The 20,987-nt window shown below is 53.6% G+C and carries 11 protein-coding genes and 2 pseudogenes; 5 read left to right on the top strand and 8 right to left on the bottom strand.

All coding sequences use genetic code 11. The features are described from left to right. The 3 genes and pseudogenes from RMSM_RS22750 to RMSM_RS22740 form a co-directional block, all read left to right on the top strand. Positions 1 to 466 (top strand): annotated as a pseudogene (locus RMSM_RS22750) (hypothetical protein); the annotation flags it as partial. Between the two features lie 9 nt (positions 467 to 475). Continuing rightward, positions 476 to 1,765, top strand: a complete 1,290-nt coding sequence (locus RMSM_RS22745) for a YeaH/YhbH family protein (RefSeq protein ID WP_008701929.1) — start codon at positions 476 to 478, stop codon at positions 1,763 to 1,765. Between the two features lie 149 nt (positions 1,766 to 1,914). Further along, on the top strand, positions 1,915 to 3,447 hold the full coding sequence (locus RMSM_RS22740; RefSeq protein WP_008701927.1) for a SpoVR family protein: 1,533 nt from the start codon (positions 1,915 to 1,917) through the stop codon (positions 3,445 to 3,447). A gap of 2 nt (positions 3,448 to 3,449) precedes the next feature. Here the strand turns inward: RMSM_RS22740 and RMSM_RS22735 are convergent, their stop codons facing one another. Next, positions 3,450 to 5,375, bottom strand: a complete 1,926-nt coding sequence (locus tag RMSM_RS22735; protein ID WP_160168351.1) for a c-type cytochrome — start codon at positions 5,373 to 5,375, stop codon at positions 3,450 to 3,452. A gap of 94 nt (positions 5,376 to 5,469) precedes the next feature. Continuing rightward, positions 5,470 to 8,103, bottom strand: a complete 2,634-nt coding sequence (locus RMSM_RS22730; RefSeq protein ID WP_236622268.1) for a PVC-type heme-binding CxxCH protein — start codon at positions 8,101 to 8,103, stop codon at positions 5,470 to 5,472. Between the two features lie 434 nt (positions 8,104 to 8,537). On the opposite strand from RMSM_RS22730, the gene RMSM_RS22725 reads away from it, so the two are divergent. Together RMSM_RS22725 and RMSM_RS22720 are read left to right on the top strand one after the other, a co-directional pair. Further along, entirely contained in the window at positions 8,538 to 9,317 is a 780-nt protein-coding gene (locus RMSM_RS22725; RefSeq protein ID WP_144057881.1) for an AraC family transcriptional regulator, read from the top strand. Between the two features lie 311 nt (positions 9,318 to 9,628). Beyond that, positions 9,629 to 10,504: an endonuclease/exonuclease/phosphatase family protein gene (locus RMSM_RS22720; RefSeq protein WP_008701919.1), complete on the top strand. Its 876-nt coding sequence runs from the start codon at positions 9,629 to 9,631 to the stop codon at positions 10,502 to 10,504. A 62-nt stretch (positions 10,505 to 10,566) separates the two neighbouring features. Here RMSM_RS22720 and RMSM_RS22715 read toward each other — a convergent pair whose 3' ends face one another. The 6 genes and pseudogenes from RMSM_RS22715 to RMSM_RS41220 all read right to left on the bottom strand — a co-directional run. Beyond that, positions 10,567 to 12,270, bottom strand: coding sequence for a vWA domain-containing protein (locus tag RMSM_RS22715; RefSeq protein ID WP_008701917.1), 1,704 nt, complete (start codon positions 12,268 to 12,270; stop codon positions 10,567 to 10,569). A 135-nt stretch (positions 12,271 to 12,405) separates the two neighbouring features. Continuing rightward, positions 12,406 to 13,831 (bottom strand): annotated as a pseudogene (locus RMSM_RS22710) (magnesium chelatase ATPase subunit I). A 66-nt stretch (positions 13,832 to 13,897) separates the two neighbouring features. Next, entirely contained in the window at positions 13,898 to 16,588 is a 2,691-nt protein-coding gene (locus tag RMSM_RS22705) for a hypothetical protein (RefSeq protein WP_008701911.1), read from the bottom strand. 199 nt (positions 16,589 to 16,787) lie between these two features. Further along, positions 16,788 to 17,708, bottom strand: a complete 921-nt coding sequence (locus tag RMSM_RS22700) for a TIM barrel protein (protein WP_008701909.1) — start codon at positions 17,706 to 17,708, stop codon at positions 16,788 to 16,790. Positions 17,709 to 17,998: 290 nt separating this feature from the next. Next, positions 17,999 to 20,362 (bottom strand): peptidase-like protein, encoded by a 2,364-nt coding sequence (locus tag RMSM_RS22695; RefSeq protein WP_008701907.1) that lies wholly within the window; start codon positions 20,360 to 20,362, stop codon positions 17,999 to 18,001. A gap of 120 nt (positions 20,363 to 20,482) precedes the next feature. Next, positions 20,483 to 20,987, bottom strand: a 505-nt coding sequence (locus RMSM_RS41220) for a hypothetical protein (RefSeq protein WP_040769048.1), incomplete at its 5' end; no start/stop codon positions are given.

The raw sequence follows: 20,987 nt of genomic DNA, 5'->3' as shown, positions 1-20,987 counted from the left end.
GTATCTCGAATCCTATCATGCCTACGGGCAAAACATTTTTGATCGTTACATCGCCTATGCCGATGCTTGGATTGACGACACGGATTACAAGGATCCCGATACGGGTCAATTGATGGATCGAGAGATTTTGAACGAGGAACTTGAAAAGATTGAACATCCTGCAGGAATCTCTAATGCCAAAGATTTCCGCTACGAGGTTGTCAAATTTGCATTGCGAGCACGCGCTAAAAACGAAGGACGCAATCCGGCTTGGACCTCGTACGAAAAAATCCGAGACGTGATCGAGAAACGAATGTTTGGCCAGATCGAAGAATTGCTTCCGGTCATCAGTTTCGGAGCCAAAAAAGACAGCGAAGCGGAACAGAAGCACAACGAGTTTGTCGAACGCTTAACCAAACGAGGCTACACCGAACACCAAGTTCGTCGCTTGGTCGATTGGTACATGCGAGTCAGCAAATCAGGGTAGTTTTGAATTATGCACGTCATCGACCGTCGTCAGAATCCGAATGCTAAAAGCCTGGGGAACCGGCAACGGTTCGTCCGCCGGGTCAAATCGCATATTCGCAAAGCGGTCAAAGAGGCGATACGGCACCGCAAGGTCGCGGATCTCGAAGGCAGCGAAAAAATTTCGATCAATGCCAACGACGTCAGCGAACCCAATTTCAACTTTGAATCGGGCGTCGGAAATCGCAACTACGTGCTGCCGGGAAACCGCGGTTACCAACGTGGTGACCGTATTCGCAAACCGAGCGGCGGGGCAGGGGGCAGCGGTGCATCGGGAAGCCCCGATGGTGATGGCGAGGACATGTTTGTCTTTCTGCTGACTCGCGAAGAATTCATGGATATGTTCTTCGATGATCTCGAGCTGCCCAATCTTGCCAAACGCAAACTAAAATCGATGACGACAACCTCGCGAGTTCGTGCGGGTTATTCTGTCGACGGCGCGCCCCAACGTTTGAACCTGCGTGAAACCATGCGGCATTCGCTGTCGCGACGTATTGCCCTACGTCGCCCGAAGGTTTCAGAGCTGGAAAAGTTATTGGCCGAATTAGAACAAGCCAAGGAACAGGATGATGAGGACGAGATCAAACGTTTGACGGAGTTGGTCGCGGTCACACAGCGACGGATGAAACGGGTCAGCTACCTCGATACCGTCGATTTGCGTTACAACCGCTTCGAAACGCGGAGCAAACCGACAACGCAAGCGGTGATGTTTTGCTTGATGGACACGTCCGCATCGATGACCGAAGACCTTAAGGATTTGGCCAAGCGGTTCTACATGCTGCTTCATCTGTTTCTAACACGGTACTATCAAGCGGTTGAGATTGTGTTTATCCGGCACACCTACACTGCGACCGAAGTCGACGAACATACGTTCTTTTATGGCCGCGAAACGGGCGGCACGGTGGTCTCGTCGGCACTGATTGAAATGGAACGAATTGTCAAGGAACGTTATCCGGTCGAGGATTGGAATATCTATGCGGCACAGGCCTCGGACGGACACAACTTTGACCATGACATGCCTCAGACGATGTCATTGCTGGAAAAATCAATCCTGCCGATATGCCAGTATTATGCGTATATCGAAGTCGGGGACGAACCGTTAACGAGCGACAGTGTACTGTGGAAAAATTATCAGTCGATGGTCGCGCGGATACCGCATTTCGAACGAGCCAAAGTAAGTGAGCCGGCCGATATTTATCCGGTTTTCCACAAGCTGTTTTCCAATGACAAACGTCAAAAGTCCCAAGCGGCAGCCGGATAAGCGGGCTGATGCGAGCAGCTAGGATCCCCCCCGCGTTTGCGCGTCGGGGGATAATTTCCCGCAGCTGCACGCTCACTAACAACGCACAACAGCGGAGAATCATCCGCGCGCCGACACGATAAAAGAACCAATTGAGGGATGCCCACGCGATGACCGGAACGAATCTGATCTATCGTGGCTCGGAATGGGATTTCGAGTCGCTGCACCGCGCTCACGAGGCGATCGAAGAAATTGCCCTCGGCGAGCTGGGGCTGGATGTCTACCCCAATCAAATCGAGGTGATCACCAGCGAACAAATGCTCGATGCTTATGCCGCGATCGGCATGCCGCTGATGTATCATCACTGGTCCTTTGGAAAACACTTTGCGCGTGAAGAACTACTGTATCGCAAAGGAGCACGTGCATTGGCGTATGAGTTGGTCATCAATTCGAACCCATGTGTCTCGTACGTCATGGAAGAAAATACGATGACGATGCAGGCGTTGGTGATCGCGCATGCCGCATTCGGGCACAATCATTTTTTTAAGAACAATCACCTGTTTCGCCAGTGGACGCGTGCCGATCGTGTCTTGGATGATCTCGCCTATGCCAAACATTACATCTCGGATTGTGAGCAAAGGTATGGATTGCAAGCGGTCGAAGGCATTCTGGACGCGGCCCATGCATTGATGGGTTATGGCGTCAGCCGATATGCCCCCAAACGTGCCGCAACCGCGAAGGACCGGATTGCCAAGGCGGAATCACGCCGACAACACGAACAATCGACTTACAATGATTTGTGGCGGACGCTGCCGAATAAAGGGAAAGACCCCGCAGCGGAAAACGAAGTCCTCGACAACGCCGCGATTAATTCACTCAGTCTGCCCGAAGAAAACGTGTTGGCATTTCTCGCCGACCATGCTCCGAAGCTAAAGGATTGGCAGCGAGAAATTCTGCACATCGTTCGCCGTATGGCACAATACTTCTATCCTCAGCGTCAGACCAAAATGATGAACGAGGGTTGTGCCACGTACGTGCATTACCAAATCATGAATCGCTTGTACGATACCGGCCAGATCGAAGAGGGATCGATGCTCGAGTTTCTGCACATGCACTCGGCCGTCGTGACCCAGCCCCGCTTTGATGATCGTCGCTTCAGTGGCATGAATCCGTATGCGATTGGATTCGCCATGATGCGGGACATCGCCCGAATCTGCGAGGACCCGAGTGACGAGGACCGACAATGGTTTCCCGAGTTCGCTGGCAACGGTCAAGCGATGGCGACGTTGCGAGACGCGTGGTCCGAGTATCGAGACGAAAGTTTTGTCTTGCAGTTTCTAAGCCCGCGGCTGATCCGTGACATGCACTTGTTCGCCGTCGGCGACGAGAGCGGGTTGCCTTATTTGGCGGTCGAAGCGATTCACGATGAATCCGGTTACCGCGAAGTCCGGCAACGTTTGGCCGAACAATATGACATGCTCAAGCATGAACCCGAGATCGAGGTCACCGAAGCCGATTTGACGGGAAATCGTCGTCTCGTGCTGACTCACCGCGTTCGCGGCGGACGTTTGTTATCCAAAAACGATTGCAATCGAACCCTGTGTCATATCGCCAACTTGTGGGGTTATCGCGTGCGATTGGTCGAAGTCGACTCGCAAAGCGGCAAGACGCTAAACGATTACGATGTCGTCGCGATGCCTTAGCTTTACGGAGCGGGCGTCTTGTTGGGATCTGCCTTTTCCAAGAACGACAACATTTCAAAAATCTCGTCCTGGGTGTACTGATCCATCAACCCTTTGGGCATCATCGAATTTGGCGACTGGACCATCTCTTCGATGTCATCTTGCGAAATCACCGTAGGCTCTTTGGCTTCGGGATTCTCAAGAACCGTGACGTTGTCCTTGTCCTCATTGAGGATGATCCCGGTCACCACTCGGCCTTCGACGGTCAAAATTTGGTGCATCGCGTATTTGGCGTCCACCTTATGCGACGGATCGATGATCTCTCGCAGCACCGCCGCCCGATCTCCTTTGTACCGCGTGAAAACTTCGGTCAAATCAGGACCAATAACGCCTCCTTCACTGCCTACTTTGTGACACCCCTGGCACGACGCCTCGGCAAAGATGCGAGCTCCGATGTGAGGCGAACGTCCCTTCATTCCGTTTTCGATTTCGCCTTGCAAATCATCCAGCTTCCAAGCCTGTACAAACGAACGGTTGCTGCCGATCGGGTTCGCCGGTTCCTCAGGGTTCTTCATCCAAGCATCCAAATCCTTGACCACCACCATTACGCCGTACATGCGGTACCAGTGCTGAGGAAACGTACAGACATAGGGATATTCGCCCGGTTCGGTCGGTGCATCAAAGGTGATTCGATCCAATTGATCAGGCTGAACCATCTCGCTTGCCGCCAACACGGAGTCCAGTGCGGGAACGAACGGCAAGTCTTTCCATCCTCCAGCCGATCCGACGACGGCACCGGCCTGTGCGACCTCTTTGAGTGCTCCGGGTGCAGTCACAACCAAATTGTGAGGCATCAAATCGTGGTTTTCGAGCACGATTTGCACGGGACGTCCGGCTTCGACAGCAAAGTAGGGAATGTCATAACGCATCTCTTCTTCGACGGCTCGAATCCGTACCACGCGAACGGTGACTTCACGCAATCGGTTACGATACGATTTCGCTTGTTCCGCCGGAACCGCTGCCATCATTTGATCAGCCAACTGCATCGCATCAACAAATTGAGCCGTCGTCCGCTCCGCCGGTGCAGTGGATTCGGCCAAATCGACGAGGGTCGCCACCAAAGCCTGGCTGGTTTTTGAGGGTCGCTGTTTCACCGGCACTCGCAACAGAGTTCGGACTGCAGCCGATCGATAGCTGGGATCCGCAACAAACGGAGCGATCAAGTCAAACGTCTCCGACGGCTGCGAGGCAATCTCTGACATCGCGGTGATCGCGTGATTGCGAACTTTTTCTGACTTTGCATTTTCAATCAACTCAACCACATGATCTCGTAACGCAAGCCGCTGCGGAGAACCGGGAACCAAGCCCACCGCATCAAGCCAAGCCAAAGTGGATTCGTCGTCCGCCGCTGCAATCGACCAAGCCGATGCGGCATCGCCAATTTGAATCAGAGCCGCCAAACCGACCGAACGCACGAAGGGTTCGTCGGCATCGCTCGCTGCGTCTTCGAGCATCGCCTTGCTTTGTTTCAGTGTCGCAACAGGCTGATCGAGCAGCATTTCAGCGAGTACCTTGGCCGTTCGTTTGCCTTGCCGATCATCCAATTTGATCTTCTCTAACGCGGCCAAAGTTTCCTCGGCAACGCTGGTCTCACGCAGCTTGGCGAGCGCCGCTACCGATTCTTGGCGGAATTGAGGCGACATTCCATCACGACTGAGAATGGCTTCATACACAGGGATGTATTTCACATCGTCCGTTTGCCGTGGCACCATCAATAACCGCTCGCTATCGAGACGGTTCAGTTGATAAGCCACAATCCGTGGACTTTTGTCTAAGAACACCGTCGGTGGTTGGACCGAGCGACCGGTCGTGCCGTGCGAATGATCGTCCGCAACACAAACCAGTGACGGTACACAAACGCTAAACGCCAAAACAACGGAAAAACGCATTTCCAAAATCATCCGATGGATCATCAATCATAAAACAAACAACAAGGAAACGTCGCCCGCGATGGGCGACGCATGAAATACAAACGCCAAAGCGTTACTGCTCGAGTGCTCGCATCGTTTCATCGAGCGTGTATTGCAGGTATTCGTCCATGTCGTACTCCAACACACCGAGAGCAAGTTCAACGGCTTCGTCACCTTCGAGGAAACTAACCGCTCGCACCGCTTCCAGACGCACACGTGGATGTTCGTCTTGGATCGACTTTTCAATCAATTCACGATGATTGGGAACTTGGTCCATCATGAACGAAACGACACGAGTCGCAGCGGCCCGAGCACGATGATCGTTCGCGGAAAGCACCTTTTCAAGCAGCGCTTGATCGACTCGATTGTGTGACTGCCCCACCCACAATGCTTCGAGCAAGTGGTGCTCGTAATCTTCGTCGCTAGCGTCAAGCGAAGCGACCCAAGTTTTCAGCGCCGCCGAAACTTCCTCGCCATCACGCTCGGCGAGTTCACGACGAGCTCGGTAACGAGTTCGATCCTCGGGCAATTTCAAGAGTTCAAGTAGATTGGCAATCGGTTCTCCGTCAATCTTCGCTGGCTCGATGAGTGGCCGTGTTTTGTGAGTGATCCGCCAAATACGTCCATGCGAATGATCGCGACTTGGGTCTCGCAAATTGTGTTGCAAGTGACCGATCAACGCATTGTGCCAATCAACGATGTAGAGCGATCCATCGGGGGCGATTTGCACATCGACCGGACGAAAATTGCCATCGTTGCACGATACAATCGGCTCGACTTCGACGCCGACAAACCCGCTGCCTTGTTCGGTTACTTTGTGACTGAGCACCATCCGGTCACCGATGCAATTGGTCACTAAGAAGTTGCCTTGCATGTCCTCAGGGAAATGCCGACTCGACATCATCGCACATCCGGCCAACGGACGTGTGCGTTTGGGATAGAAACGAGGATAGCTGTATTTTGGATCGCCCCCGGTAACGCTTGCCAATCGGCGGTGTTGCGATCCGCCGGGGTGCTTCAGTGGGTACTCGATGTGCCCAGAAATCGGCGTTGCCCAATAACCAAACCCTGGTGATGCGTCACCGATAAAGTTTTGCCCCCAACGATCGAAGACGTGGCCCCAAGGATTCGAGAAGGCCATCGAAACATGCACTCCGAACTTTTCGGTCGTCGGATCATACCGCCAAATTCCTCCTTCGGCCAAACGGGCTAACCCGTGAGGCGACTCGACCTGAGAATACTTGAACGTACCTTCTTGGAAATACAGCCCGCCATCGGGGCCCCATTCAAATGCGGCCAGCCCATGATGCGAGTCGGCCGAGTCAAATCCGATCAATTGACGCACCCGCGTGTCCGCTTTGTCGTCGCCATCGGTGTCCTTTAACAACAACACGTCGGGTTGTTGTGCACAATAAACACCGCCTCGACCGATTTCGAAACCGGTTGGTTGGTGCAGCCCTCCGGCGAACACTTTGCACTCATCCGCGGTGCCGTCGGAATCGTGGTCCTCGAAAATCAGCAGTTTGTCATCCATCGGCGTCTTGGGTTTCCAGTGCGGATACGACGCCATCGTGGCGACCCACAACCGGCCTTTGTTGTCAAAGTTCAAGGCGACGGGGTTAGCCAACTCAGGAAACTCTTCTTCCGAGGCAACCAATTGGATTTGGTAGCCCTTGGGCAACGTAAACAATTTTTGTTGCTCGGCGGCGTTCAGATAATCAAGCGAGCCCAACTTGCCTCGCTTGGCATTCGGGTCATCGGGGCCACCCACGTTCGTCTTAGGATTGATAAAAGCGAGGGTGTTCGAATCGTCCACCTGGTCTGGCACCGATTCCCCCTTTGCGACCGCCCAAATACGAGCGTCGCGGTTCGCGGTCATCTGGTCCAAAATCTCGCGTTCACGCTCCATCACATCGGTATTGTTGTACGTCCCATCGCTGCCCGCCTTCCCGCGAGCACCATAGATCGAATAACCGTTGACGGCGCGATAGCGATGAAACCAATGGAAATTTTTGTCTTCCACTTGCTCCTTCACAGCCGCGTCGACGCTTGTCGGTCCCCCTTCGCCAAACAACCCTTGGTCCAAAATCGGAGCCAAAGCCGCATAACCGTTTGCGTTTAGGTGAGCACCATTGATTGTCAATCGCTGGTCCGACTTTTCAAACAAATCTTTGGTCGGCGAATAGAGGTCGACAAAGCCCACGCCGGTTTCTTTAGCGACACTTGCCAGGGCTTGCATATACAGGGCGAGGTTCTTGTTTTGCTCGTCACCATCGGTGACATTTGGATCGCCGACGTCTTCGAATGCGATCGGCGAGATCAACACGATGCGTGGATTTCCCTTCCCGTAGTCTTTGCCCTTGGTTTCTGTGACCAACCGCGTCATCTGCTCGGTGAACTTGCCAAGTCCTTTTTTTCCATCAAAGGATTCGTTGAAACCGAAAAAGTAAAAGATTACCGAGGCTTGGCTGTGGGTCAGATGTTTGTCGGGATCACCAAAGTTTTGCGAGCGAATTCGCTCGAAGGGTTCATCCCCTGGAAAACACAAATTGCGAACCACCAACTCGAGATCCGCGAAACGTTGATGCAGCAAACTCTCCCAGTTATTTTCGGTTTGCATACGCTCACCGAGCGCATTGCCGACCAAACAGATGTGGTCTCCTTTGACCAGCTCTACTTTGGCGGCACCGCATCGGGTCTGTCCCACCGTCAAACTCAAGCCGAAAAGCATGAGCGTGGCGAGGAATTTGATTTGTTTATGCATTAGGTTTTTAATCTCCGAATGGTTTTCTAGACGTTCGCGTTCAATTGGCCGACACCGACAAACGAACAGCCACACCCACATTAGTGGTCCCAATCATACATAGAGAAAAGGACGGTGATAGTTCGCGGGGCACAATCAGAAACGCAAGCGTGAAAGGAAGGGGGGTTAGAGGAAGGGTAACGCGCAAAGGGGAGGGCAGGGCAGGGTAGGGCGACGCAGGTTGCTGTGGATCCTAGTCAAATGAAATCTAGTCAAATGGATCCTAGTCAATAGCTTGCTGCCAGCCATCATGCACCACGGAACTTGGAATATCTTGTATCATTCAGACTACCTTTATGAATTATCCGACATAAAAATCCCGTTGCCACGAACATATTATGATACAAGCGGAATCCGAACGGGGCACGAACGGCAGCCTAAACAGCTTTAAAAGCAACTTTTTTAGCCGAATGGAGCCATCCCATCAAATCCAGAGCCTATTCGATTATGTGCCCGGTATCTCGTTTTTTGTGAAAGACGAGCAGAGCCGCTTGGTTAGCGTCAGCCAATCGATTGTCGATCGGTTCGGGTTTGAACACGAAGACGAGGTGATCGGACGCGATGATTACGACTTTTTCCCGGCTCATATCGCCGACAGCTTTGTTCGTGACGACCAGCAGGTGATTCGCACCGGCGAGCCAATGATTGATCGCGTCGAAATCTGGTACACCGAGCAGCGGTTGTTGGATTGGTTTGTCACCACGAAGTTGCCGGTTTACGGCAAACAGGGGACGGTGATCGGAATCATGGGAGTGATTCGCAGCTACGAAGGTCATCGCAAAACCGCATTGCCGTACAGTCAAATCAGCGACGTGGTCGAACATATCCGCGATAATCACCGCGGACGTATCACCGTCGCGGAACTTGCCCATCGAGCGAATCTATCCACACGTCAATTACATCGAAAATTCATGGACGTGTTTGGGATGAGTGTGCAAGACTTTTTGATGAAGACTCGGATGCAAGCAGCATGCGACGAACTGATCCATACGCATACCTCGATCGTCGACATCGCCAACAAACTCGGATTCTGCGATCAAAGTGCGTTCACGCAACAATTCCGTAAACATATCGGTGTCACCCCCTCACGATTCCGCCGCCAACATCGGTTGTCCTAAGCAGTTAGCCAGAAGTCTTTCCGTCTATTAGCCGCTTTGCCGCCAGCGGCTTGTTGATTTAGTGAGCCGCTCGCGCGTCAGCGGTCGGGTTCCACGCATCACCCGGTGCCTTACGGCACTCGGCTCACCAATGCGATTTGCATTTGACTAACGGGATTTCACTCAATGATTCCTGCCTTCCTGTTTAATGACTTTGTCATCTTGAATGCTCAATTTGACTTCGTTGCCAACCTACCGGTTCACAGAGCAAACCTAAGCGTTTGCTCTTCATTTACACGCCCCCATCGGCCACATCACAGGAACCTTGACGTATGAAAATTGCCTGTCTTTCTCTGCTTGCCTGTCTGATCGCATCACCTGCCTTTGCCGACGAGATGACGCGGTTGATGACCTACAACATTCGCTATTTGAATCCGAATGATGGTCCTGACCACTGGGATCAGCGCGTCGATGCGGTTGCCGAAACAATCAAACGAGCCGATATCATTGGACTGCAAGAAGCAACGCGAAAACAAATAGATGATCTCGCCGATCGACTACCGGAATTCCACTGGTATGGTGTTGGACGTAGCGACGGCAGGGATGGTGGCGAGTTCTCGCCCGTGTTTTGGCGTCGCGACCAATTCGATGTGATACGAAAAGGAACATTTTGGCTTGGTCCCGATCCGCAGGCTGTAGGCGAAAACGCATGGGGTGCGAATCTGCCTCGCATCTGCTCGTGGGTCGAAATTAAATCGAAGAACGAAGCCACTCACCTGTTGCTGATGAATACTCACTTTGACCACCAAAGTGCGACCGCGAGAGAAAACTCAGCCAACTTATTGCGAACCAAAGCATCCGAGCTTCGCGGACAGCTACCTGTGGTGATGATGGGCGACTTGAATGCGACCCCAGAATCAAAGCCATTACAAAACCTGCTCGCAAAAAATGGCGAAGGCGTGACTTTCTTTGACGCCAGCAAACTCAGTGATTCCGAACCGACAGGCCCCAGCGGGACGTTTAACGGTTTCAAAGCCGTTCGCGAGAAGTTCAAGATCGATTTTATCCTACTGAGCGATCCAAAGACTGCCGTCGCAAGCCATCAAACGCTCGACCCAAAAACCAAAGCGGGCCGTTTCGCTAGCGACCACTTGCCCATCTTGATCAACGTCGCTCCGCGGGCGGCCAAGACAAAAGCGAACCGATGATCTCATCGACCGCTCGCGATGTGTCGCTCGCCTAAGCTGCTGAAACAGCAACACCGCCAGGACTATGAGATGATGTCGCGGCGGTTTTGCACGTAGTCCCAAACCACAAAGCGATCGAGGTCTCGGCCGCTGGTGAAGAACACCCGCCCCTTGGTGGTTTCGGCAAGCCGATAGGCAAACCGAATGTCTTCTTCGCTTTGCGACCAGCTTGGGACCAGAAAGATGTTGATCGTGATCCCTTCTTTCTGGCATAGCCGAGCTTCGCGCATCGTGGCCTGTTCGGTCATCGGATCCGGTGGATACAACATGTACAACCATTCGTCTTCAAAATGCGCCGTTGGCAATCCATCGGTGATCAACACGATTTGTCGATTCGGGGTATCGCTGTTGACAAGATTTTGCCGCGCCAGTTTCAACGAGTGCTGGATATTGGTGAAGTGGGGATGAACTTGTTGTTCGCTGATTTCATTGTCACTCATATCGGCTTTTAGCCGCACCCAGGGGTCATGAATGGTTACCTGTTTGGGCATCAGTTCGATAATTTCGCCGGGCGAGATCAGCTTGGCAAACGTGTACATTTCGATAAACCGCAAGAAGTCTCCCGGGTACTCTGACTGAATCAATCCTTGCATCGCCAGCGCCATGCGTTTGACATTGATGTATTGACCGTCGTACCGCATCGACCCGCTCATATCCATGATCACGCAGGTCGCACATTTTGGGTGATTGCGTGTTTTGTGCACCACGATGTCGTCGCCATGCAAACGCAGCGGTCGCTCATCTCCATGCCGCAACAGGGCATTGATGATCGTTTGCGGCAGATCCATATTCGCGACACTGTCACCAAACTCATAGGGTTTGGTTTGCTGCAACTCCACTGCACCTTCGCCGACAACGTCCCCCTGGTGACGCCCCGATCGCGAGGGTGCTAGTTGGCTAAAGATTCGCTCAAGCAACCGACCTTGGAAAATTTTGTAGGCCTTTGGGGTCAGACGAAATCCGCCTTTGTTGTTGGGATCTTTTTCCAATCCTTGACGTTCGGCTTGTTCGCGAGCCAGGTTTTCCAAATTACGCCGCATCTCTTCGAGCTGCTGCATGTCTCCGGGCTGAGCGAACTCGCTTAGCATCTCCATATCAATGATCGCGATCTGAGCTGTCTTCTCAGCCTCTTCGAGTTGCTTTAATAGCTCGTCAATCTTCTCGAGTTCCTCTTTGACCTCGAGCGCCTTGGTGATCGACATCGACTCGATCCCGGTGAAGTGATACTTCGACGCCAACTCTTCGATGTTGTGCTTGTCACTCATCCGCTGAGTGACCTTCAACAGATTCCGCGCATTGGGACTGTTGTCGTCACCGGCTTGGTACCACAGCGATTCCAACAGATACGGTTGCTCTTGCGCGACGGCGCGACGAAAGAACTTGTCAAGTTCCTTCGGCAAGCGGACTTCTTTGGTCGATTGCTGGAACGCGCGACGCGCCTTTTTCTGAACCGAATCACATTCGTAAGTCTCCAGGATTTTGCGTTTACGCTCCTCGAGAATCGCCCGCAGCATGTCCAAGCTTGGCCCCAAACCGGCCATCTGGCTGGCGTCCAAGCGAATCGCTCGAGCAAGTTCTTCTTCGGTCAACTCATGATAGTTGCCATACATCAACGCCTGCTCAAACGCCGAAGAGACAAGATCCGGCGGCGGCTGGGTCGGCGATGGAAACTTGGTTGGGTCGTATTTTTGATAGGCGTGAATCACGCCCCCGAGTCGACGTTCCATGCGGATTTCCTGAGGATTAAAATGAATGTGCAGTTGGCTTCTAGCCTGTCATTTCGGTAGTCGTTTCGGCGAACACAGGCTGGAAGCCTATGCTACGTGAAGACGACAAGCTGGAAGCCTATCCCACGGGCTTCCTTAAAACTCGTACTGGATTTTTCCGAATCGCTGCGAGCGACTGATTCGTTCCATGCTGTACAGACCCGCCAATACAAATTCGACACAACTGGCACGGACCGCATCGTTTTCGCTGGCATTCAACTCGAACGCCTTGTTCCACGCCGGAGGCACTTGTCGAAGTCGTTCGGCATAGTGACTGCTTGGCAGCATGTCGCCAACTTCGACGCGAACACCGCCACGAAAGATTTCGGCGATGTCTGACAACCCGTGCTCTTCGACGTATTCCTTGAAAACGACCTCGATCGCTTGGGCCACCACGGCGTCCAAAACCTGCCGCTCACTCATTTGATGCGTCCCCATCAAATCGAGTTCTAATTTTCCGAGCGAACTGGAATAGATATGCCCGAGATCGCTGATTCGCGGGACCGCAGGCTTTTCGCCATGCACCACGCCGCGTTGACGAGCCGAAGCAATCAGCATGCGAAAATTGGCCAATGAGAACCGCGCCGATACACCCGAGGCTTGATCGATGTATTTGCTGCGACGGGCTTGGTTGGTGATTTCCTCGACGATTTGGAACATAAAGTAGGGCACTTGGACGGGGTAATTGCCGTCGAGATCGTTCCCAACTTCCTGCTGCAAAATTTCGATCCCTTGATCACGTTCGCTGGGATAGTGAGTTTGAACGATCGAGCCAATTCGGTCTTTGAGCTGCGGGATGACTTTACCGCTGCGATTGTAGGTCGACGGGTTGGCGGAGAACAAAATCACCAAATCGATGTCGAACTGAATGGGGTAACCGCGAATTTGCACATCACGTTCTTCGAGGATATTGAACAGACCGACTTGAACCAGATCGTCCAGCTCGGGTAATTCGTTCATCGCGAAAATGCCGCGATGCATACGAGGAATCAAACCGAACGAGAGAGCCTCTTCGGTACTCATGCTGACGCCGCCGGTCAGCTTGGCCGGATCAATTTCGCCAATGATGTCGGCAAACTTTGTTCCTGGGCTGAGTCGTTCCGCGTAGCGCTCGCTACGATGCCACCAAGCGATGCGGATCTGGTCGGCCGGCGTGTCTCGGCACAAACGTTTGCCAGCCGCGGAGATGGGTTTCTCGGGGATCCTCGTGGACGGGCAAATCAGGATGGTCAATGTAGGGCACCCATTCGTCTAGAAAACGGGTCAACATCCGCATGATGCGACTTTTCGCTTGCCCCTTTTCACCCAGGAACAACATGTCGTGCCCGGCGAGCAGCGCCAAATTGATTTCGGGAATCACGGTGTCCTCGTATCCCACGATCCCAGGAAACAATGGCTCGCCGCTTTCCAGCATACGAACAAAATTGTCCTGCATCTCTTGCTTGACGCTTTTAGAAACCCAGCCGGATTCGCGTAACTCGCTTAACGTCGACGCATGGGGGCATTCACTCACAACGTTCATAAACTCTCAGTCCAAGGTTTTGTGACGTACAATCTCTGTGCAGACATTGTACGAGCTTGGCGAGCGTTATTGCATGACTTTTGAATGAGTTAGATTCAGTTCACCGCGAGTCAGCACATCTTGGACTCGAAAATACTCGTTCGCTAGTGGGGTGACCCGGACACGCCATTGGAGCTGATGACTTCCCGAGTCGAGCCAAAGATCAACGTGTTCCGAGTCGCCATCAAGCGAAACAATCTCGCCATTGACTCGGACCTCGCCGTAACGATGGCGTCCGGCCGACGAAGAATTCAAGCGAACTTCCATCGGAGTGGACAGTTGCAATTGCCCCGAAAATTCAATTTCAACCACTTGGTCCTGTAGACTGTAAATAGCCGAATAGCGAGTCAACGCCTCGGGGGTCACCAAGCCGCCAGGCATATAGACGATGCGAAAATGCGTCGGGCGTCCGTCAATCTTGACTCGCCCGATCATCCCCGTAGCACTGTCGACAAGCGCTGGTCCGGGAACCACATTGCGTGACTCCGGCACCGCGACCGGTTTGACATTGTCCCACTCGCCGAGTTTGACAATATAAAACGGCAACTCCGATTCCAAGCTGCGGATCTCACGCTGCAATTCAAGCCGCTGCAATCCTTCGGCATCCGCTTCGATTCGACGTTTGATCGCGATCACATGCGAACGAATCGAGTCCGCCGAACGACCATCCGCTCGATCGGCGGCAATCTTCCATCGATCCGCCAAAGCATTCCACTCGGCGTTCGAAGAGGTCTTCGTCAACGCCAATTCTTGTTTGACCAAACTGGCGATCCGAGCATCGCTGACTTTGGCTAACCACGGCAACCCTTGATCCCAATTGCGAAGCATCAAGCAGTAGTATCGGCCTGCGACGCCGAGATCCAAATCCGATGCAAAGGGAATCGCATCCGGGCGAACGACCGTTGCCGACATTTTCGTTGACAACTCAATTGCTTGCGTCAACCGCTGCGCGTCGGTCGAAAGCTGCTCGTCGCCCACCGCGTCGGCCAAACCCGCGGCACTACGAGCGACTTGGCTGCTCTGTTCAAGCGACTCGCTCGTCAACAAACGCTCCGCTAACACGAATCCATTGCGAGCCAAAAGACGCTTGGTCTCGTCGAGATCCACGATCGCCAAAGATGCCAAATACGTTTGCACCAACGTTTGGTCGTTGTCCAATTCAAAGGTGCGAGTCAGTTCATGCACTAGAGCTTCTACTTTTGCCACATCCTGAACCAACCAAGCATGCTCGGCAACGGTTCGCTGAATCACGTAGGCATCGTCGCTATTGGCGGCATCGAGCAAGGCGTCTTGTAATTGCTCGATCAGCTCGTCGACCGCCTCGGGCAGCATCCGCGTCCCGAGCACCGGGAAACGCAATTTCAACTTTTCGCGTGCTGCCGCTTGCTGGCCCAATGTGGGAACGGCAATGCGTTTAGGCAGGTCTTCGTTCAATTCGCCAATTTCGTTGACAGCGTCCGTCATTCCATCGATTTGGCTTAGGATGTCGAGCGAATCGACAAAATCAAAATTATCTTCACCGGATGTCACGATCGCAAAAGGATCCGGAAGAAAGTCTGACTCACTGTTTTCTTCGAGCGTCCCGGTCATCGCCGCCGGCTCCGAAGCTCTGCTTTCCGAAGGCTTGCTAGAGGAAATCTCGCTTGGTGTCGCAGTCGGCACCGACGAAAGGGCTGCCAAGGAGGCGTCAATGGCCAAATCCAAAGGATCGATCTCTGACGCCGCTTTGGCAGTCGTTTCGGAAGCCAATCGAGCCACCGCAGCGGGATCCGGATCCGCTGCGACAGGCGCCGCCGAAACGTCCGTCGTGCCGCCGGATTCCACCGGCATCCGACTGGATTCCGCGACAACATTTACATCCGGTGCATCGGCCCGTTCGGTCGAAACGGCACGTTCAACATTCGTCGCCACCGTGCCGGTAACGTCATTCGGTTGATCGGCAACCTCAGACTCATCTAAATGCAACGGACCTGTCACCGATGCCTGATCTGCCACCGACGTCTGATCGGGGGTCGTGTCCGTGGTGGCGAGCAAGTCGGTCGTACTGGACGTGTCCGCAGGAGTGGGCGTCGCCGCAGTCTCACCATTCCAAGCTTGATACGATTCGGGCCCCAAATATTCTTCGGGACCAAAATCAATTTTGGATACTCCGAACAGCGTGACCACAAGCAAGCCGAACAACGACAGAAGCATCCAAGGATGTTGAATGGAATTCCGCATGTTGACGAGTCGTCGTCGTCGCACTCCGGCTTCGATCAAGTCTTGCGAATCAAGACTCTGCGTCCAATTGGCGATCGACGCTCGAGTTTGGACCATAAACGGAGTCTGACTCGAACTCGAAAGATCGAAATCAAAGGGATCGTCATCCGATCCCGCATCGCTGTTGCTTGGATTCTCGACGGAGGCAGCAACTCCGATGCGAAAGTTTTGCTGCTCCGACCACAGCGTTCCCTCGGTTTGCAAACGTCCAACCAAGATACGTTGCACAAAGTCGTTGCGGTTGCGAGGGTCGAGCACCCGGTAAGCCGAGGTCACCAGCCGCGACAATTCACGTTCGAGCTGGGGTGAGGGCGACGCGAGTTGTTGGTCAGCAAGCAACTTACCGCCCCGCGCGACCGCCTGGCGAATGACCGGCAAGCGGCATTCGTTCAGACGTACGCCGAGACGTCGAAACTCTTCGACATCCAGCTCGCTCGTTTCGCTGTTAGTGCGTTGCATCAACTCTTAAAAAACCTTCGCTCGAATCAATCAAATGTTGTGACCGTTTTCAGTACTCTCGGCCCACGAACCGAATTGTTATCAAACGGTTCTAAACTGACACATCGGTGCCGGGTTGGGTTCCCGATGTAATGTCGTTTCTTACTACCTATCCGCTGCATCGCATCTTCTGCGGTGCCTGTATCGATTTTCCGGAAGATTAAACGTCGCAAAGATGAAACGCTTTTTCCAAAGAATCGATCGGATCGTCGGCAGTGGGAATAAACTCTTGGGCGATATAGCCTTGATATCCCGTGGCGACAATCGCTCGAATAACCCCTGGGTAATTGATTTCCTGGTTCTCGTCTAGTTCGCCACGCCCTGGATTTCCGGCTGTGTGATAATGCCCCACAATCGGATGATACTGGCGAATATTCCGGATCAGATCCCCGTTCATGATCTGCACATGATAGATATCAAATAGCAGTTTGAACTTGGGCGAATCCATCGCGTGAACTAAATCGGCACAAAGGTGTAAATCATCGCCCCAATATCCGGGGTGCCCCTTCATGGGGTGCGAATCATCGCGACTGTTGAGGTGTTCCAGCACGATGCCGATATTCTTTTCTTCGGCATAAGGTAGTACACGTTTCCAACAATCCAAACAGTTGCGACGTGCTGACGCATCACTGATTCCTTTCTTTGCCATTCCAGTAAAGGTAATGACGTTCGGCGCCCCATACCGTACAGCGAGATCAATTCCTTGACGCAGTTTCCTTTCCACTTCGGCATGATTTTTGGGATCGAGAGGCCCGTTGGCAAATCCGTGACTACCGGTCAGGGCAATCTTCAGCCCAATCTTCGTCACCGCATCGTAACTGGATGCTGGAATACCCTCGATCGCTTCGAAGCCTATACGCTTGCAGTGCTTTGCCAAGGTCGGCGCGTCGATGTCGCTAAAGCACCACCCCATCACCGATTGACGAACACGCCGCTTTTTCCCATTGGCGGCGTCCGCCGAGGTACTGGAATTTGTTGTGTCCGGATCGGTGGTTTGGGCGTGACACGTGGTTCCGCTAGCCATCGAGAGCGCGGTGCCTGCAAGCACAGCCTGGGTTGTCAAAAAATCACGTCGTTTCACGGGGCACGCTCCTTGGGCAGCGAATCAGTAGTTGGGGAGATTCCGCCATTGTAGACGACACCCCACACCGGATATGCCCAATTTGGATGGGTCGAGGGCGGCGAAAGTTCGCCGCTTCCGCGAAAAACCCTAATTGACGCCTTACGCGAGATTGTTTCCCCTTAGTTGCTTGACAGCAAAGCTAGAAGAACGCGGTCAATGCGAAACTTGGTCGCGCAACGTGACCGGCTAGCGCGTGAAAAGATTGGGTGAGAGAGTCTAAGGGACTAAAAAACTAAAGTGCTGCAAAACTAAGGGACGGGGACGCCAGCCCAGAAAGGACGCTTTCGATCCGCCCGGCGGCGTGCATCTTCGAGCAACGTTGCGAGCGAACCATCAAACTCAAACATCACCCGACGCGAACGGAAACGAATCGTAACCGGTTTGCTCATGTCGACATTCCGCATCGGCCGCAGCCAGACCATAAATTGCTCCGCCGGGCCTTGGTTGATCCGAATCTGGTTGTCGCTGCCAATCGACGCCGCAACCGATGCCGCACGAAGCCGCTCGGCTTGATCCCACAGCAGTGGATCGACAGCCACATCGGGCTTGAGGGCGCCCAGTTCTAGCCACCAAAAGAAATTGTCGCCCGCACGCATCGTGACCGCATCAATGTCATCAGGAGCCTCTTTGCGGACGTGCGATGGCAAACGCATCCACTCGAACAAACGATGAATCTCTTCATAGAAAAATTCGCGTCCTCGGCCTCGATACATCACCACCATCGCGTCACTTTTAAATTTGACGTAGTCGTCCATGATCGGTCCGTTGCGAACCAGCGGCGTCGGGGCTCCGTCGCGTTCGCCCATCACCAAATACATAGGCACATAAGGTGCATTGGGGTGGTAATGCGTAATCGTTTTCGCCGGTTCGCCACTGATCGAAATCATGCCGGCCCAAAGATCGGGATGCGAATAAGCGATGTCCCATGCGGCAGCACCTCCTTCGCCATGCCCGGCAATGAAAATGCGATCCGCATCGATCGAACTGCGACGCATTGCATCGCGAAGCGAAACGAGAATCCGTTCATGCTCTCGTGCACTGTATTCGTAGTCACGCTGCGAATCGCGAGTCCACAGCGGCGCAACCACAATAAATCCGTATCGAGATGCATGACCTAGACGAGCCTGCATCTCTTCGTTGTAAACACCGCTCCACCAATCAATCTCGGCCAGCGGAGTGCCGCGAACCGGATGCAGCGCTAACACACAGGGGTACTCGCGAAGCGGGTTATAATTCGGCGGTAACTGGACCACGTAACGAGGCCGCGGCGGTTGATCCAATTGCTCCGTTTCGTCACCGACCAAGTACATTCCGGGGATCGTCGCGTGCTGCGACCCCTCGGGCCAATCGAGCACAGGTGTCAGCAGCGGCAACATTCGATCGACGTACTCGGCTTCGGCCCCTTCGAGATTTTGAAGCTCTGCCAAAATCGCTTGGCGACGCCCCGCATCGGAGCTGCCCAAATATTCGGCCACCAAATCCCGGACTTTTACCAGCGAAATCGTGACGGTCAAGTTTTGCTCGCCGGAACCGCTGCCTAACAACCAACCGGCGATCGCCAAGGCGACTCGATTTTCAAGTGGCACCGCTTCGGATTGCCCCAAGCGGATGTAATCGCTTAACCGGATCATCGTTGCCGACGAGAGCCCTTCTTTGATTTCCGTAAAGATCGGCTGCAAATCGTTGGCTTGTTTTAGCTGCTGAATCTGACCCTCGAGCTGTGCGATCAAGGACTCGGCTTGACGCTGGGAAGCCCGAATCTTTTGTGTCGCATCTTCGACTTGCAGTCGAGTCACGCGACCAAGTTGGTCGGTGGGAAATTGTTCGAGGATCTGTAACGCTAATTCCTCTTGGCCGGATTCCGCTCGCAGTTTGGCTTCTTCGAGCAATTGATTCGCTTGACGTTCGATCAAGACAACGATTTGCCGCTGCATTTTTGCAGCTTCTGGAAATGTCTCGATCGCTTCACGCAGCACATCGATCGCATCGCCGTTGCGACCGGCTTCCATAAAAAAACGAACGGCCTCAAGCCGTTTGTCGAGATCGTCCCAGTCCATTCGTCGGCGGAAGATTGATTTCAGCACATCGGACTTCAACGAACTGGTCGCCAATCGCATATCCCAGACGTACGATTTTTCGCCCTTCAGCCCCTCGACTCTGGCATAGCGGCCATTGATCTCGGTAATCCCTTGGACCAAACGCATCGGAGAACCGTCGACACCACGAACCGTCATCACGCGGCGGCCGAAATCATTGAACGGCGAAACCCCAAGTATGCTGCCGATCGCGGAAATTTCCTTTCCACCCAGCGGCGTTGGCTGCCAAAACTCGATCGATTGTTCGATATCGCGAACGGCGACCGGCGGGGCGGCGGACATTCCGTTGCCATGGAAATAAATACGAGTCAAACCATCATCGATAACCCAAATCGGTCTCAGTTTGATCTCGCCTGCGGCGGCAGCCGAAAACGCATTGGCATTGAGCGAGGCAATCTCGGCCTTGGATCCTCGCAATGTCATGCCGTTGCGAAGCTGAAACAATTCCTCTGCGGACACGCGAGTCGACAATCCGACGGACATCGCCACGACAGCCACCAGAACAGCGAAGCCCATTTTCCGACGCAACCAAATGTTCAAACGACCCTCGTCCTCATTTCAGATCCCATAGACGCCTCGCCACAAGCATTCGACGTTCCACCGACATCGGCAGCCGATCGAGACCTCTATTTTAACTTAAGACGGCTGATCTTTACCCGAAGTCGTCAAAATCGTTACCGCCCGCAACAACGAACGCCCAATCGGCGCTACCCCGTCACGAAACGACTCGACCGTCGGTATCGTCTGGCCCAACCAATCCCGCTGCTGAACATCATGAAACCACGCTACCGGATTAGTCCGCATCCCATAGGCCGGGTTCTCACCCCCAAAATTCTCGTGGGCCAGCACGTTCTCTGCAGCCAAGATCGACAAACGATCGTTGGACGTCATGGATTCAAGCGGCAACGAGGACGCGGACGATCCCGCATCGCGCGATGCAATCGACGATACGCCCGTCGGCGGCGTCGGAGGCGTTTGCGGCCACCGAAATGCAATAACAAGCACCGCAGCGATAGCCACAGCAATCGCCGCCTTAGCACGCAGGGACGCGGCCCGCGGCCCCAATGTGCCCGGATAAGATTCGCTGCGACGCATTCCTGAGTCCGCATCGGCAAGCAAACTTTCAGCGGCGGGATCGCTG

It is taken from the genome of Rhodopirellula maiorica SM1 (assembly GCF_000346295.1).
Classification (GTDB): Bacteria; Planctomycetota; Planctomycetia; order Pirellulales; family Pirellulaceae; genus Novipirellula; species Novipirellula maiorica.
The sequence above is the reverse complement of the archived record's forward strand: the minus strand, read 5'-3'. Positions and strand labels throughout refer to the sequence as shown.